Below are 14,405 nucleotides of genomic sequence, written 5' to 3' on the forward strand. Positions count from 1 at the left end.
TCGCGGCCGGGCAAATTTAACTTCAGAGTTTTCTACCGGATCGATGTAATGAGACATTAGTGCTGGTTAGACCGGAACTATCTCATAAGACATGCGGAACGATGTCTCCGAACCAGACACCGCCCCGGGCACCCTGAGCAGTTGAACAAACTGCGACACCGGAGGTAACAAACTCGAAAGGGTCCGTGACCTCCGGTTTTCCTAATTTTAGGCGTTGTCTTGGTCACCTGGGTGCGGTTGGGGGGTGTTCCTATATAGTTTGTCAACCTCGCGGGTGGATTAGCCGGGGTTAGTTTTCCAGCCGGGGTTGTTTGGCCGTGTTGTTTTCTTGCATGGCTGCTAGCCGACTGGGACTTTACCCAGTCGGCTGTTTGGTTCTTGGTGTTTAGGCTGCTTTGACTTCCTGTGATTGGTCGGGGTCGCGGTAGTGCTCATGGTTGCTCATCATGGCGTATAGGACATTGAGCCGTCTGCGGGCTAGCGCTACTACTGCGGCATTGTGTCTCTTGCCTTCACGGCGCTTTCGTTCATAGAATTGCCGTGAACGCTCGTGGAATCTGATGGATGCAAAAGATGATTGCCATAGGGCGTTCTTTAATTTCTTGTTGCCGGCTCTGTTCAGTGCGTTCGACATGATGGAGGTTCCGGACTGATTTGTTCGGGGTGATAAGCCAGCGTATGAAGCTAGGTGCCCAGCTGTCGGAAAGTCGGACATGTCGCCCGCAGCCATGAGAATTTGGCCAGCCGTCTTCGGCCCGATTCCCGGCATGGATAGCAGGATTTGAGTGTGGGGGATGTCGTTGATGAGCTCGATGACTTCCTGCTCGATTTGTTTGCGGTGCTCGAGCTTTAAGAGTGCGTCCTTCGCTGACATTGCTACGCCCATTTCGGCATAGTGTGCACCAGCAATGTCGACTGTTTGCTCAGAGATGGCAGCGAATATGGCATCAAGGACAGGTTCAGGATTGCGTGCCTTATAGCGTCGAGCAAAGGCAGCTGCTTTGGCTTTTCCGAGGCGCTTTATCTTGGTCGGCCCGCCGTAGCGTGCAAGTAGGTGCAGAACCCACTTGCGGTGGATTATCTGACCGCGAAGGGCCTGTTCAAATTGCGGGTAGCAGCCCACTAGTGCACTTCGAATCTGATTGATGAGCCTGGTGTAGGAGCGCGCTAAGTCTTCATCGATGCCGTTGAGGACTTTCAACTGGAGGAAGGCTTCTTCGGCACGGTCGACGCTGCGGAGGGATTCCGGAAGGTTCTTTGCAGCGTGGGCGATGATATAGGAGTCCCGGATATCAGTTTTGGCATTGCCAGCGTGGATGCGTGAGAGTTGACGCATGGCCAAACCGGGAAGGTAGCGCACGTCGATCCCGAGATCTTGAGCAACCGCGACAGTTAGTCGACCAATGTTATTTGGCTGGTCCACGACGACAAGGACCTTGTGGTCGTGTGCGCTGAACGTTGAAAACAGTGCGCGCAGGGATTTTTCGTTTTGGTTGATGCGCTTAGATAGCACCTGGGTGCCGTCGATATCTAAGACGCAAGCGTGGTGAAAGTATTTACCAACGTCCATGCCGATGACATAGTCGTAGGTCATGCCAGACCTCCTAGCGAATTGAATGAGTATGGGACTTATTTCATCGCTGGTGGTCGGACATACTTCACGCTGGCATCCACATTACTTTGAGACCTCGCACATTCTGTGCGGGTCAGGTTCCTATTAGCAGTCTGGAGTATGTCACTGCCTTCGGCGGCATCACCCCCCGGATCATTTTCAGACAGGGACGAAAACAAGCCATACCGAAGCCAGCGACTAGTTCCACTGCCACAAGGCAGAAGGAACGCAGATAAACATAGCCTGCCCCAGCATGGGGCTAGGAGTACGAATCCTGGGCTCCTTCAAGCGGAACTGCTAACAACGTAATGGGATCGACCTGGCGACTCAGATGAGGGGCCAAGTGTCGATGTAATTCCCAGACGAATTCGCGTTTGGTTTCGGACAGATTCCAGTCTTGCCTTAAAAACCTAAAACAGGTTATAACTCAGTCGGGGTATGGCAGTCTTAATTAGCGATATAGCGCTGTTACCTACTAGGGGTTTAGTCCATTTTGGGTTAGTACATCGGCGACCTGTTGGTAGGCTTCTGTACCTGCTTTCTCAGCGAAAGCTGCTCCAAAAGCTTTAAGGGAATCAATCGTCCATTGAATGCCTCGGCGTTTCGACTTTTGTTCCACTACCTCCAGGTCATCCAAAAGATCCTCCGTTGATTCTTCATCGAGTCCCTCGAGCTGGTCGACAATGTGGCGAAGTTCTTTGACCGTAACGGCAATGAGCTCTTCACTTGGCTTACTGACGTCAATCCGGTTGTGGGAACTTACAGACCCGTAGTTGGTGCCGTTGGATTGAGTTCCGATTACACCATGGTTGATTGAGTTGATATTCAAGGTGGTTGCTGCTCCTGACTGCATGATTTGGTCGAGACTCATATTGCTTCTCAGCACTCTGCGTCCTTCTGGGGTTATTTCCGGATGTAGAAAGCTGTTTTGCCAACTAGACATGCATTTAATTAGCTCGTGTGAGACGAGATCTTCTGCTGTTTCTTCGATTTCACGGATAGTTAGATCGCCGGAAAAGTCTTCGATGTAGGGGGTGTTTAGAATTTCGCCCAAGTTGGTGGGGCGTTTTGTCGAGTAAAGCCATTCCAAAATCCGACGCTGTGCAAGAGAAGCCCTATATCCGCTGTGCATTCGAGCCGCTTCTGCGAGACCTCTGTCACTAAAATGAAAGTCGAAAGAATTATCGGTTGTACGTGTATTAAGGATCATCGCAGCGGAAAGCAGTTCAACAAAGACTGACTCCTGATGTTCGTTTTCGACAACCTCAAATGGGAGACGAGATGCGTATGATTTGCGGTTTAAATAAAGCCAAAAAATGGCCCTCTCTGCATTAAATGTGAATCCCACTTCCAATCCTTTCATTGTTTTGTCAGGTCACCCTCTCGATGAATCGAAGGTTTGTACCAATATTACACTAAGTGGTGACTCGAGCTACGGTGCTGTTGCAAAGTTGGGTGGAGAACCGCGAACACTCCTTTCTTCGTCGCCTGGCCAGCATTATGGCCCAGCCTGCTTAGATATTCTGGAAGACCCGGTTGACGATCGCCGCGTCCGGGTTCGGGTGCCCGTAGGCAAACATCGCGCCTTGCCCTTTCCGCAATGAGTGCATCGCCTCCATCCCTTTCAACGTCCGATATACAGTGTCCGGTTCTTAAACGCGCCTTTCGGCCCGAGGATCCGCTTCAGCCGACCATGGTCGCCTTCCAAGATGTTGTTGAGGAATTTCACCTACCGGTGTTCCACTGTTGGCGGGCAGATTCCCTCTGACTTCAACTCGGCGATTACCCTGGCTAGGGAGGGTGCTTTATCGGTGTTGATCACTCTGGGATACCCGGCTGACGCATTGGATCTGAGGGCCTTGGCCAGGAAACGCTTCGCTGCGGCCACGTTCCGCTTCGGAGAGAGGTAAAAGTCCAGGGTCTGGCCACCGGCGGTGATCGCCCGATAGAGATAGCACCACAGGCCGCCGACCCGGATATAGGTCTCATCCACCCGCCAAGAACTAGCCTGCCAGTCAGGTACCTGCCGGTATCACCGTGTTTGCTTGTCCAGCTCAGGGGCGTATTTCTGAACCCAGCGGTAGATCGTGGCGTGATCGAATGGCACGCCCCGCTGAAGTCATCATTTCCTCCAGATCGCGGTAGCTCACCCCGTAGCGGCAGTACCACCCACTGCCCACAGAATGATGTCACGGGGGAAATGACGACCAGAGAAAATACCCAAGGCTGTGACTATTTCACGTCACTCTTCCTACTGCCCCAACTTTGCAACAGCACCATCCTAAAAGCAGCACGCCAGAATGGCTAATCATCTAACCTCGCCAACACATCCTGTCGTTTAGGCTGGGCTTTCTTTGCTCCAAGATCGTAGCAATTCGAGCAGTTCATCCTGTTGTGTACTGGACAGGTGGTTGAGGGCTTTTCGCTCAGCTGTGGCATGGGCTTCAACGATGGACATTATTCGGTCGTGTCCTTCTGGCGTTAGTGTCAGAGTTTTTCCTCGCTTATCGCTAAGATTCATTTCTTCATCAATGAGTCCTTGCTTTCTGAGCTTGTTAAGTCTTCCGGTAATTCCGGCCTTTGACAGAAGTAGGGCGTGTGCAAGTTGTCCCGGGGTGATGTTTTCCTGGCGGAGGATCGTTGCTAGAACATCGAAGTCGCCCGGAGCTAATTCAGCTTGTTCATGGATGGTCGTCACTTCGTTTTTGATTGCTCTTAACAGATGGGTGAGGCGAAGGGTTGTTTCCATTGCATCCACATCGACGTGGGGATTTATCCTCGTCCATTTGTTCATGGCTGTGGAGATGGGGTCCATTTTGTTCCTTTCGGGTTGCTGAAACTTAGTGTAGCGCTTGACAAAAGAAGTTCGGTAGCGAACTATATAGTTCGTCAGCGAACAACCAATGGAGATTTAAGATGTTAATTTCTGAACCCGAAATAGTGGCAGATGCTTCCTCCTCTCGCCTTCCGAAGGCAAGATTGCTGGTGGATGCCTCGGATGCAAAAGGAAATGTGAGTGTACAAAATATTCAACTTTTTGATGGGGGTGAGGGAGCCGTTCCACATTTTCATAAGATTTCGTGTGAGTTCTTCTACGTCACTAAAGGGGAACTGGAGTTTTGGGAGGATGGCCACATTTACCAGCTAGGTGCGGGTGATTGCGCATTGGTTCTTCCGGGTGTTCCTCATGCTTTTGGAGCCGCTAAGGGTAGCGATGCGGATGTACTGGTAACTATCGCACCCGGTGTGGAGAGGTTTGAGTATTTCCGTATCTTGGGACGGATAATGAGTGGCAAGGCGCCTGAAGATGAGCTTGCCCGTCGAGAAGATGAATTCGATACGTATTTTGTGGAAGCACAAGATTGGAAAGCGCATAGAGGAGGATAGGGAGCCAGAATCTACGTTGCTTGCACTCCGGATGTAGGGAGACCGGACTGCGAGCATTTTAGGAAGATTGATTATTGCCAATCATGTCGAATCGGAAATCGAAAGCAGATATACCAGTCCTACAATTGACAGGGTTAGCGTTTGCCGCTTTCTTGGCCATAATGACCGAGACCATTCCTACGGGGGTTTTGGTTGATATGGGTGAGTCCTTTGGAACGACAACGGGAAAAGTAGGACAGTTTCTAACCGCTTATGCAGCTGGATCTGTGGTGGCTGCAATACCGGTGATGACAGCAACTCGAAAAATGCCGCGTAAGCGTCTTTTGGTTATAGCTATCATGGGGCTTGGCGTTTTCAACGCTCTCACTGCTATTACTTCGTATTTGTGGTTAGCCTTTCTTGCTAGGTTTCTTGCCGGTATGGCTGGAGGCGTCGTTTGGGGCCTTGTGGCAAATTACGCTCGGAGTTTGGTCAGTTCGGAAAACCAAGGTCGCGCACTTGCCATTATCGGTTTTGGGCAGCCTTTCGCCTTAGCTTTTGGAGTCCCGCTTGGTGCATTAGGGGGTCAACACTTTGGTTGGAGATTGACGCTCGGCATGCTAACAGTTGCATCCATCGTTTTGGCGTTATGGATTATGTTTACAGTTCCTCCCCGGCCGGGACTTGTTGGAGATGGCCCAGGAACCAAAGTTCTTAAGAGATCGATTTTGATGCCTGGTGTGATGGGGGTGCTTGTAGCGCTCTTCGGCTGGACAGTAGCGCACAACATGGTTTACACGTACATTCAACCTTTAACCAGTGGTGTGGGAATAGCTCTTGGCGTAGATGTCGTGCTTCTATTTTTCGGGATTTCTGCGGGGATCAGTATTTTACTTACTGCTGTCGTTGTAGATAAGAGATTGTTCCTGACTGGTCTAATCTCAGGCGCGTTGATGCTTTTAGGATTCTTGCTCTTGTCGGTACCGGCAGCTCCCAACTATTTTTTCATTTCTGGAATAATCGTCTGGGGACTGGGGTTTGGTGGTGCACCGACAGTTCTGCAGACTGCCTTAGCCAGAAATGCAGTTAACTTGGCAGACATTGCACAGTCCTTTTTCGTTACTATCTTCAATTTTGGTGTAGGTATCGGTGGTGCGCTCGGAGGGGCAATATCGAGTCTTTGGGGTGTTTCTTCCCTTAGTATTGGTGCAGGGGTGATGTGTGTCTTAGTTTTCGGATTGCTCGTTGTGAGGAGTAGAGATTTTGGAAGGCAGCTTTGAGAGATAGGCCACACGCTCAGGCCGGGAAGTGCTTCTTAAAACAGGCTTGAACTTCCATCTTGAACATCACGCGTTGTGAAGTCTCACTTCAGTGTGCCAGTTTCCAGGGAGTGGATCCGGCAACGTGGCAAAAAGCGAATTGAACAAGTCTTCCAAACATGTTGCGCCACAAATCCGAGCAAACGCTTCTTGCTGCTTGGAGAAAACACCTTGTTGTAATTTTTCTTATTCCGTTTTCTATGCAGATGCCGGTTCCATCCGGTAATTCCCGGGAGATTTCATATCCGCAGCTCGGGATACGCTTCTTGAAAAGCAATGTTGAGCTGCCATCGTGAACATCCCACCATCGAAATCCGGAGATGGAAACCACAGAAGTTTCCACTCCGGCTCTTTTTATTTTTCCTAGTCGCTCCTTTTTCCTTAGTGCGCAGCATATCCATGCTCATCAATCATGTACTGGGTAGCAGTATTTAATTCCTGCTGGGAAATATCCCGCAAACTCGGCCCCGCCGCTGACCCTCCCCAGTGGTCGTAGTAGCGGGGGTTGGGGTGGAGTTCGGATAGTCCTGCGAAGTGCTCATAGCACTAAGGCAACCACACCCACGCCCGCTACGAAAGGCCAACCACACTAACCTTGTGGACAACCCGCACAGGGCTAGTGTGGTTATCCACAGAAATCCACGTTGGTTGCAGTGTTCGATAGCGTTTAGGTGGGCATGTCGGTATGGGCCTCTAGGTTTGAGGCCATGGGCTTTTTAGAAAACCTCCTCAACCGCTACGCCCCGCGCACACCGGGCAAGCCGGTCTTTGCGGTCATTGATGCCGAAACCACCGGCTTTAACAAGTGCTACGACCGCATCATTGAACTTGCTGCCGTGCACGCCGACGCATACTTCAATCCCGTCAACTCCTGGCACACATTGCTCAACCCTGACACCAACGCCGTGTCCACTACTCGGGGGCACCCCCGCCCACCTCGGCACTCAACCCTGCTGTGGGGGTTACTCGTAGCGAAGCGAGCTGAACATCCCGGTTTCCATGTGATAGGCGTTATGACAGTGAAATGCCCACTCACCGGGGTTGTCAGCGATCAGGTCGGCAATCATGGTTTCACCGTGGCGGAGAAGGACGGTGTCCTTGCGTAGCCCGCCGCTGCCGGGCAGCGCCCACGTGTGGCCGTGGATGTGCATGGGATGGGGCATCATGGTCCTGTTGCGCATGACCATCCGCAGGCGCTGGCCCTCCTGCACGGTCGCGGAGGAGGATTGGCCGTCGGTGAGAATGCTCCATTCATACGGCATCATCTGCCCGCCCAGGTCGATGCTGACTTCTCGGTCTGGTGTGTCCTCGGGCAGGAGTGCACGGTCTGCTGGCTTCAGGGAGGACAGAAGCAGTCCGGTGGACGACAACTCGGGGAAGTCGACATCGGGGTGGGGGGCCTGGCCGCCGGCGGTGCGGATGACGGCGAAGGCACGGTCGTCCTTACCCACCGCCAAAGCCGTGAGCGGGAAGATACCGTCGTCGAGGATGACCTCGACGTCGACACGCTCGCCCATCGACAGGTAGATCGATTCGGTCTCCCTGGGTTGGACAGGGAAGCCGTCGGTGTGGGTCACGGTCATGCGGTGGCCACCGAGGGCCACCTTGAAGATGGTGTCACCGCCGGAGTTGATAAACCGCAGGCGGGCCTTGTCGCCCGGGCGAGCCTCGAAGGTCCGGTGAGCACGGGGGATACGTCCGTTGATGAGGTAGTGCGGATACATCACATCGCCGGCATCCCCGCCCAGTACCCGGTCCGGGGTGCCGTGCATCATATGGCCGTGACCTCCCATCCCCTTCTTCCCGTTATGGTCACCCGAACCCATTCCGGTGAGCTTGTCGAGCTCATCGTCGGGAGTGCCCTGAATGCCATCGACCCAGTCGTCGAGCACGATGGTCCACTCGACGTCCTGGTCCTCAGCGTCTTGCGGGTCACGGACGATCAGTGGGGCGTGGAGGCCGCGATCAAGCTGCAGGCCGGAGTGGGAATGGTAGAAGTAGGTGCCACCATGGGGGACTTCAAAAACATAGGAGAAAGACTCGCCAGGTTCAATGGGGTCCTGGGTCATGCCGGGCACACCGTCGGCTGCGTTGTGGAGTGCGATGCCATGCCAGTGGATGGAGGTGCTCTCAGGCAGTTCATTGGTGATATCGACCTGTAGGACGTCGCCGGCAGTGGCCTCAATGGCCGCATCCCCGGTGTCAGAGACGTATCCCCACGTCTTGGCTTCGATGCCGCCGATATCCAGAGAGAGGGGCCGGGCGTTCAGTGTCCGGCGCACCGTCGGCTCACCGAGCGCAGTGGGGGTGGGAGTGGGGCGAAGAGAGGAACCTGGTGCCGAGGCAGCGGGTCCAGGGTCGCTGGTGCAGGCGGCCACGGCCCCGGTGCCGGCGAGGACGAGCCCGCCGAGCAGAAACTGTCGTCGGGAAAACGCGTTCATCATGATTTAACCTTCCTTGGTGCAGGATTTCAGTGACACGGGAGACAGGCGCAGGTGAGGACCCTGCTGAGCCATCACGTCAGGCGCAGGTCTGTGACACAGGTGGCACCGTCGTCGGCGGTGGAAAACTCCGTGGTGCCGGTACGCCCCTGGTAGCTGACCTCAATCAGGCCGGTGGCATCATCGGGAAGCCAGAAGCCAATAAACCCGTTGTCGAAGGTGGTTGTCGTCTCGTCCACCAGCACCTCACCGGTCGCCTCATCGGTGATCGTGACCTGGATATCCTCATTGTCGAGTTCCCCCTGGCAGGTCGTGAGGCTGTGGTAGAAGCAGTCGTGGGTGGAGGTGAGATAGGGTGCGATCGAGACATACGTCTGATTGTCGGGAAGATCGAGCACAACTTCCTGGTCATCGCTCGAGAGCAGCAGTTCATCGGCACGTACTGAGGCGATCAGATCCGTGGGACGCTCAGTGACCTTCTGCCGGTCGAGGTGATCAATGATCTCCACCGCGTCCATGTCGGCCAGGCCATGGGCAGTCAGGAATGTGTCCTGCGACACCGTCCCATCGGCGGTGGGTTCCGGGTCGGCAGCCGAACACCCCGTGAGGGCGAGGGCAAGGGCGGCGGCTGCGATCGCTGCTCGTTTCACGTCAATCTCCTTGGATCGTGGTAAGACCATGAGAAGACACCGTCTCAAGGTCGATGCCATACCTTTATCTAGCACGGGTGCCTGACGGACTAGAAATCAAAAACCCTGTTCACAGCCTTATAACAGGGCGAAAAGGGGGTGAATTCGGTGGGCTGGGTCACCACCGGGACACCACCCCACAGCCGTGGGTGATGTACTTCTACCCGCCCCGGGTATGCGGTGCAGACAGTGAAATCCCTGGTGGCGCCTGCTGAACCGACCAGGGGAGGCGATGCCGCCGACCCAGGGTGGGACACAGGGGTGACGGCGGTCGAAGGGTGATGTTTGAAGATTTGATGAAGATTTCCCCGCCGGGTACTGAGCGAGGGTGGTATTCCCCCCTGGCCGGAGCGATACTGGGGTCTATGGCTGACCGCACACCGACCACCGCCACGCCCCCGGGGCGGGTGCTGGTCGTCGATGATGAACAACCCCTGGCTCAGATGGTGGCTTCCTACCTCATCCGGGCTGGCTTCGATACCCGCCAGGCGCACACCGGTACCCAGGCCATGGACGAGGCCCGTCGCTTTTCCCCCGATGTTGTGGTGCTGGATCTGGGGCTGCCCGAACTCGACGGCCTGGAGGTGTGCCGACGCATCCGCACCTTCTCGGACTGCTACATCCTCATGCTCACCGCGCGTGGCAGCGAGGACGACAAGATCAGCGGTTTGACCCTGGGGGCGGATGACTACATCACCAAACCTTTTAGCATCCGGGAACTGGTGACCCGGGTGCATGCGGTGCTGCGCCGCCCACGCACCAGCACCACCCCACCGCAGGTGACCACCCCCTTGATCGTTGGTGACCTCATCCTTGACCCCGTCGCCCATGAGGTACGGGTGGGGGAGACGACCGTGGAGCTCACCCGCACGGAGTTCGAGCTGCTGGTTGCCCTGGCCCTGCGCCCCGGCCAGGTGCTGACCCGCCACGACCTGGTCACCGAGGTCTGGGACACCACCTGGGTCGGTGATGAACGCATCGTCGATGTCCACATCGGCAACTTGCGTCGCAAGCTCGGCACCGACACCCAGGGCCGGGGGTTTATCGACACCGTGCGTGGCGTGGGCTACCGGGTGGGGCAGCCATGAATCACGGACCCGGCCTGACCTTCCGCTTCCTGGCCGCCCAGGTGTTGGTCGTGGTGATTAGCCTGCTGGTGGCCGCGGCCGTGGCCACGATGGTGGGCCCGACCCTGTTCCACGATCATATGCTGATGACCGGCCGGGAGGACCCTTCGCTGGAGCTGTTCCATGCCGAGCAGGCCTACCGGGGCGCCAACCTGATCACCCTGGCCGTCGCCCTACCCACCGCCTTGATCAGTGCCCTGCTGGCCAGCCTGTGGTTATCGCGTCGTCTGCGCACCCCCCTGCAGGATCTCACCCGCGCCGCTACCAGCCTAACGGCCGGCAACTCCCGTATCCGCGTGCCCGCCGGAAAAGCAGGCCCCGAGGTCACCACCCTGGCGCATGCCTTCAACACCATGGCCGACCGGCTGGAACACACCGAACAGGTCCGCCGCCAGATGCTCTCTGATCTGGCCCACGAAATGGGCACCCCCTTATCGGTGCTCACGGTCTACCTCGATGGTCTCCAGGACGGGGTCGTGGACTGGAATAATGCCACCCACACGATCATGGCTGACCAACTCACCCGCCTGACCCGGTTGATGGAAGACATCGACGATGTCTCCCGGGCCCAGGAACACCGGATCGATTTGGACCTGGCGGAGGAAGGGCTCGGGGATCTGCTCCATACCGCCGCTGTTGCCGCGGGGGAAGCTTATGCTGACAAAGGCGTCGATTTACAGGTCGAGAGCATTGCAGACACCGCCCGGGTGCTCGTGGACCGGCAACGCTTCGGCCAGGTGATGAGCAATCTCCTGTCGAACGCGCTACGGCACACCCCGGCCGGCGGGCAGGTCCGAATCAGCGTCCACCGACAGGGGGCGTCCACCGCGCTCATCCACGTCGCCGATGATGGCGAGGGCATCCCACCTGACCAGCTCGGACACATCTTCGAACGCTTCTACCGGGGGGATGCCGCCCGCAGCCGGGACAACGGCGGGGCCGGTATCGGTCTGACCATCTCCAAGGCATTGATCGAGGCCCACGGCGGCACTCTCACCGCCACCTCCCCCGGACCTGGTCGCGGAGCGGTGTTTGCCCTCCGCCTCCCGCTGTCCCCTCCCGAAAGTGAGGAGGCTGCTCGGTGACCACACCCTGCCCCGCGTGAGGGCCGTGCCCTCTACCCCTTGAAAATATACCCCCAGGGGGTATGCTGAAAATATACCCCCTGGGGGTATACGCTAGAGAGCGGCATCGCCGCACCCCACCGAACCGAAGGAGCTTTCCCATGATCACCTCCCCGCCCCGCCTCTTGCCGATGGCCTCCCACGGCTGCAGCTGTTGCGGACCTGCCTCACGTGCCGACACCGCCTCCACCCCTGCCACCAGCGACTCGTCAGCAGGAGGGTCCTCCCCTAGCTACCAGGTCACCGGCCTGACCTGCGGGCACTGCGCGAAAAGCGTGACCCAGGCCCTTCAGGCCCTTCCCCAGGTCGACGACGTCCAGATTGATCTCGCTGCTGGTGGTGTTTCCACCGTCACGGTCACCGGTGTCGTACCTCCGGAGATGGTTCGCCGGGCCATCGAGGAGGCCGGCTACACCGTCTTATCCTGATCAGTTTTACCCATCATCTCGACCCCGACCGGGTTGAGCGAAAGGAACGTCATGAGCACTCCCCACCATTCGGGTGATCACCATGGTGATCACCCCGCTCCGGAAACAGACCACACCCACCACCCGGATCATGCCGGCCACGAACACCACGCACATGCCGACACCCACGGCCAGGCGATGCCCCACGATCACCCGCACTCCGCCCTGGACGAAGACCACCACGTTCATGGTCACGGCGAACACGCCGGACACAGCACCGCAATGTTTCGGGACCGCTTCTGGTGGTCGCTGATTCTGTCCATTCCCGTCGTTATTTTCAGCCCCATGGTCGCCCAGCTGCTCGGCTACCACCTCCCGGCATTCCCCGGATCCACCTGGATTCCCCCGGTGCTGGGCACGATCATCTTCGTCTACGGCGGAACGCCTTTCCTCAAGGGCGGATGGAAAGAACTGAAATCCCGCCAACCCGGGATGATGCTCCTGATCGCCATGGCCATCACCGTGGCGTTTGTCGCCTCCTGGGTCACCACTCTGGGGCTGGGCGGTTTCGAGCTGGACTTCTGGTGGGAGCTGGCCCTGCTGGTGACCATCATGCTGCTGGGCCACTGGCTGGAGATGTCCGCTCTCGGGGCTGCGTCCTCCGCGCTTGACGCGCTGGCTGCCCTGCTGCCGGATGAGGCCGAGAAAGTCATCGACGGGACCACCCGCACCGTGGCCATCTCCGACCTGGTCGTCGACGACGTCGTGCTGGTGAGGGCCGGTGCCCGGGTGCCGGCCGACGGAACCATCCTCGATGGAGCCGCCGAATTCGATGAGGCGATGATCACCGGCGAATCCCGTCCCGTCTTCCGCGACACCGGTGACAAGGTGGTCGCCGGTACCGTGGCCACCGACAACACCGTCCGCATCCGGGTGGAGGCTACCGGCGGGGACACCGCCTTGGCCGGGATCCAACGCATGGTTGCCGACGCCCAGGAGTCCTCCTCCCGGGCCCAGGCCCTGGCGGATCGGGCGGCGGCGTTGTTGTTCTGGTTCGCGCTGATCTCCGCTCTGATCACTGCGGTGGTGTGGACCATCATCGGCAGCCCGGACGATGCCGTGGTGCGCACGGTCACGGTGCTGGTCATCGCCTGCCCGCATGCCCTGGGTCTGGCGATTCCGCTGGTCATTGCGATCTCCAGCGAGCGGGCCGCGAAATCCGGGGTGCTCATCAAGGACCGGATGGCGCTCGAGCGGATGCGCACCATCGACGTGGTTCTCTTCGACAAAACCGGCACCCTGACCGAGGGTGCGCACGCGGTCACCGGTGTCGCGGCAGCTGTTGGCGTCACCGAGGGCGAGCTGCTGGCCCTGGCCGCCGCCGCGGAGGCCGACAGTGAGCACCCCGTGGCCCGCGCCATCGTGGCGGCCGCGGCCGCCCATCCCGAGGCCTCCCGTCGGCAAATCCGTGCAACTGGTTTCAGCGCCGCCTCCGGCCGGGGGGTCCGGGCCACTGTCGATGGCGCTGAGATCCTCGTGGGTGGGCCGAACATGCTGCGCGAGTTCAACCTCACGACCCCGGCCGAGCTCACCGACACCACCAGCGCCTGGACCGGGCGTGGGGCCGGTGTGCTCCATATTGTCCGTGACGGTCAGATCATCGGTGCGGTGGCCGTCGAGGACAAGATCCGCCCCGAATCCCGCGCCGCCGTGAAAGCCCTGCAGGACCGCGGGGTGAAGGTCGCGATGATCACCGGCGACGCGCAGCAGGTGGCCCAGGCGGTTGGTCAGGACCTAGGCATTGATGAGGTCTTCGCCGAGGTCCTGCCCCAGGACAAAGACACCAAGGTCACGCAGCTGCAGGACCGGGGTTTGAGCGTGGCCATGGTCGGTGACGGTGTCAATGACGCCCCCGCTCTGACCCGCGCGGACGTCGGTATCGCCATCGGTGCCGGCACGGATGTGGCCATGGAATCTGCCGGGGTGGTCCTAGCCAGTGATGACCCGCGGGCAGTGCTGTCGATGATTGAGCTGTCCCAGGCCAGCTACCGCAAGATGATCCAGAACCTGATCTGGGCCTCTGGCTACAACATCCTCGCTGTGCCGCTGGCCGCCGGAGTGCTCGCCTCGATCGGGTTCGTGCTGTCCCCGGCCGTGGGCGCGATCTTGATGTCTGCCTCGACCATCGTGGTGGCCCTGAACGCCCAGCTGTTGCGCCGCATTGATCTGGATCCGGCTCACCTGGCTCCGACCGAGTCGAAAGAGGAACACGCCACGCCTACTTCGGCATCCACCGCCGTCCACTGATCCACCACTTCTC

At 57.9% G+C, this 14,405-nt stretch carries 12 protein-coding genes and 2 pseudogenes; 7 read left to right on the forward strand and 7 right to left on the reverse strand.

Going from position 1 to position 14,405, the window contains the following annotated elements:
• Nucleotides 1–385 precede the first annotated feature (385 nt).
• The 4 genes and pseudogenes from MHK00_RS08795 to MHK00_RS08810 all read right to left on the reverse strand — a co-directional run bounded on the left by MHK00_RS08795 (nucleotide 386) and on the right by MHK00_RS08810 (nucleotide 4,427).
• Nucleotides 386–1,594, reverse strand: a complete 1,209-nt coding sequence (locus tag MHK00_RS08795) for an IS110 family RNA-guided transposase (RefSeq protein ID WP_250411398.1) — start codon at nucleotides 1,592–1,594, stop codon at nucleotides 386–388.
• Between the two features lie 493 nt (nucleotides 1,595–2,087).
• Nucleotides 2,088–2,975, reverse strand: a complete 888-nt coding sequence (locus tag MHK00_RS08800; protein WP_239279320.1) for a hypothetical protein — start codon at nucleotides 2,973–2,975, stop codon at nucleotides 2,088–2,090.
• A 151-nt stretch (nucleotides 2,976–3,126) separates the two neighbouring features.
• Nucleotides 3,127–3,836, reverse strand: a pseudogene (locus MHK00_RS08805) (IS6 family transposase).
• 114 nt (nucleotides 3,837–3,950) lie between these two features.
• Nucleotides 3,951–4,427, reverse strand: coding sequence for a MarR family winged helix-turn-helix transcriptional regulator (locus MHK00_RS08810; RefSeq protein ID WP_250411400.1), 477 nt, complete (start codon nucleotides 4,425–4,427; stop codon nucleotides 3,951–3,953).
• Between the two features lie 101 nt (nucleotides 4,428–4,528).
• Here MHK00_RS08810 and MHK00_RS08815 point away from each other — a divergent pair, with 101 nt between their 5' ends.
• From MHK00_RS08815 to MHK00_RS08825, 3 genes and pseudogenes are all read left to right on the forward strand, one after another.
• Entirely contained in the window at nucleotides 4,529–4,999 is a 471-nt protein-coding gene (locus MHK00_RS08815; RefSeq protein ID WP_239279318.1) for a cupin domain-containing protein, read from the forward strand.
• Nucleotides 5,000–5,082: 83 nt separating this feature from the next.
• Nucleotides 5,083–6,258, forward strand: a complete 1,176-nt coding sequence (locus tag MHK00_RS08820; protein WP_255718269.1) for an MFS transporter — start codon at nucleotides 5,083–5,085, stop codon at nucleotides 6,256–6,258.
• Nucleotides 6,259–7,004: 746 nt separating this feature from the next.
• Nucleotides 7,005–7,139 (forward strand): annotated as a pseudogene (locus MHK00_RS08825) (3'-5' exonuclease); the annotation flags it as partial.
• Nucleotides 7,140–7,259: 120 nt separating this feature from the next.
• On the opposite strand, the gene MHK00_RS08830 reads toward MHK00_RS08825, so the two are convergent.
• Nucleotides 7,260–8,741: a multicopper oxidase family protein gene (locus tag MHK00_RS08830; RefSeq protein WP_239279316.1), complete on the reverse strand. Its 1,482-nt coding sequence runs from the start codon at nucleotides 8,739–8,741 to the stop codon at nucleotides 7,260–7,262.
• Nucleotides 8,742–8,812: 71 nt separating this feature from the next.
• Entirely contained in the window at nucleotides 8,813–9,388 is a 576-nt protein-coding gene (locus MHK00_RS08835; protein WP_049378083.1) for a CueP family metal-binding protein, read from the reverse strand.
• A gap of 404 nt (nucleotides 9,389–9,792) precedes the next feature.
• Between MHK00_RS08835 and MHK00_RS08840 the strand changes: the two genes are divergently transcribed.
• The 3 genes from MHK00_RS08840 to MHK00_RS08850 all read left to right on the forward strand — a co-directional run bounded on the left by MHK00_RS08840 (nucleotide 9,793) and on the right by MHK00_RS08850 (nucleotide 12,106).
• Entirely contained in the window at nucleotides 9,793–10,515 is a 723-nt protein-coding gene (locus MHK00_RS08840; protein ID WP_250411437.1) for a response regulator transcription factor, read from the forward strand.
• Entirely contained in the window at nucleotides 10,512–11,639 is a 1,128-nt protein-coding gene (locus MHK00_RS08845; RefSeq protein ID WP_250411401.1) for a sensor histidine kinase, read from the forward strand. Before MHK00_RS08840 ends, MHK00_RS08845 begins: the two co-directional genes overlap by 4 nt.
• Nucleotides 11,640–11,779: 140 nt before the next feature.
• Entirely contained in the window at nucleotides 11,780–12,106 is a 327-nt protein-coding gene (locus MHK00_RS08850) for a heavy-metal-associated domain-containing protein (protein ID WP_150851786.1), read from the forward strand.
• A gap of 6 nt (nucleotides 12,107–12,112) precedes the next feature.
• Here the strand turns inward: MHK00_RS08850 and MHK00_RS08855 are convergent, their stop codons facing one another.
• The gene (locus MHK00_RS08855; RefSeq protein WP_070818012.1) at nucleotides 12,113–12,358 is read right to left on the reverse strand and encodes a hypothetical protein; all 246 of its coding nucleotides are present in this window, start codon (nucleotides 12,356–12,358) and stop codon (nucleotides 12,113–12,115) included.
• Here MHK00_RS08855 and MHK00_RS08860 point away from each other — a divergent pair.
• Nucleotides 12,284–14,392 (forward strand): copper-translocating P-type ATPase, encoded by a 2,109-nt coding sequence (locus MHK00_RS08860; RefSeq protein ID WP_250411403.1) that lies wholly within the window; start codon nucleotides 12,284–12,286, stop codon nucleotides 14,390–14,392. The two genes, MHK00_RS08855 and MHK00_RS08860, sit on opposite strands and share 75 nt — an antisense overlap.
• The last annotated feature ends 13 nt before the right edge of the window (nucleotides 14,393–14,405 follow it).

This window comes from Corynebacterium tuberculostearicum (assembly GCF_022347385.1).
Classification (GTDB): Bacteria; Actinomycetota; Actinomycetes; order Mycobacteriales; family Mycobacteriaceae; genus Corynebacterium; species Corynebacterium tuberculostearicum_M.

What these genes read in the sequence shown, in the direction of transcription:
- MHK00_RS08820 (WP_255718269.1), top strand. Translation starts at nt 5,083, where the DNA reads ATGTCGAATCGGAAATCGAAAGCAGATATACCAGTCCTACAATTGACA.
- MHK00_RS08830 (WP_239279316.1), bottom strand. Translation starts at nt 8,741, where the DNA reads ATGATGAACGCGTTTTCCCGACGACAGTTTCTGCTCGGCGGGCTCGTC.
- MHK00_RS08795 (WP_250411398.1), bottom strand. Translation starts at nt 1,594, where the DNA reads ATGACCTACGACTATGTCATCGGCATGGACGTTGGTAAATACTTTCAC.
- MHK00_RS08840 (WP_250411437.1), top strand. Translation starts at nt 9,793, where the DNA reads ATGGCTGACCGCACACCGACCACCGCCACGCCCCCGGGGCGGGTGCTG.
- MHK00_RS08845 (WP_250411401.1), top strand. Translation starts at nt 10,512, where the DNA reads ATGAATCACGGACCCGGCCTGACCTTCCGCTTCCTGGCCGCCCAGGTG.
- MHK00_RS08810 (WP_250411400.1), bottom strand. Translation starts at nt 4,427, where the DNA reads ATGGACCCCATCTCCACAGCCATGAACAAATGGACGAGGATAAATCCC.
- MHK00_RS08860 (WP_250411403.1), top strand. Translation starts at nt 12,284, where the DNA reads ATGCCCCACGATCACCCGCACTCCGCCCTGGACGAAGACCACCACGTT.
- MHK00_RS08815 (WP_239279318.1), top strand. Translation starts at nt 4,529, where the DNA reads ATGTTAATTTCTGAACCCGAAATAGTGGCAGATGCTTCCTCCTCTCGC.
- MHK00_RS08800 (WP_239279320.1), bottom strand. Translation starts at nt 2,975, where the DNA reads ATGAAAGGATTGGAAGTGGGATTCACATTTAATGCAGAGAGGGCCATT.
- MHK00_RS08850 (WP_150851786.1), top strand. Translation starts at nt 11,780, where the DNA reads ATGATCACCTCCCCGCCCCGCCTCTTGCCGATGGCCTCCCACGGCTGC.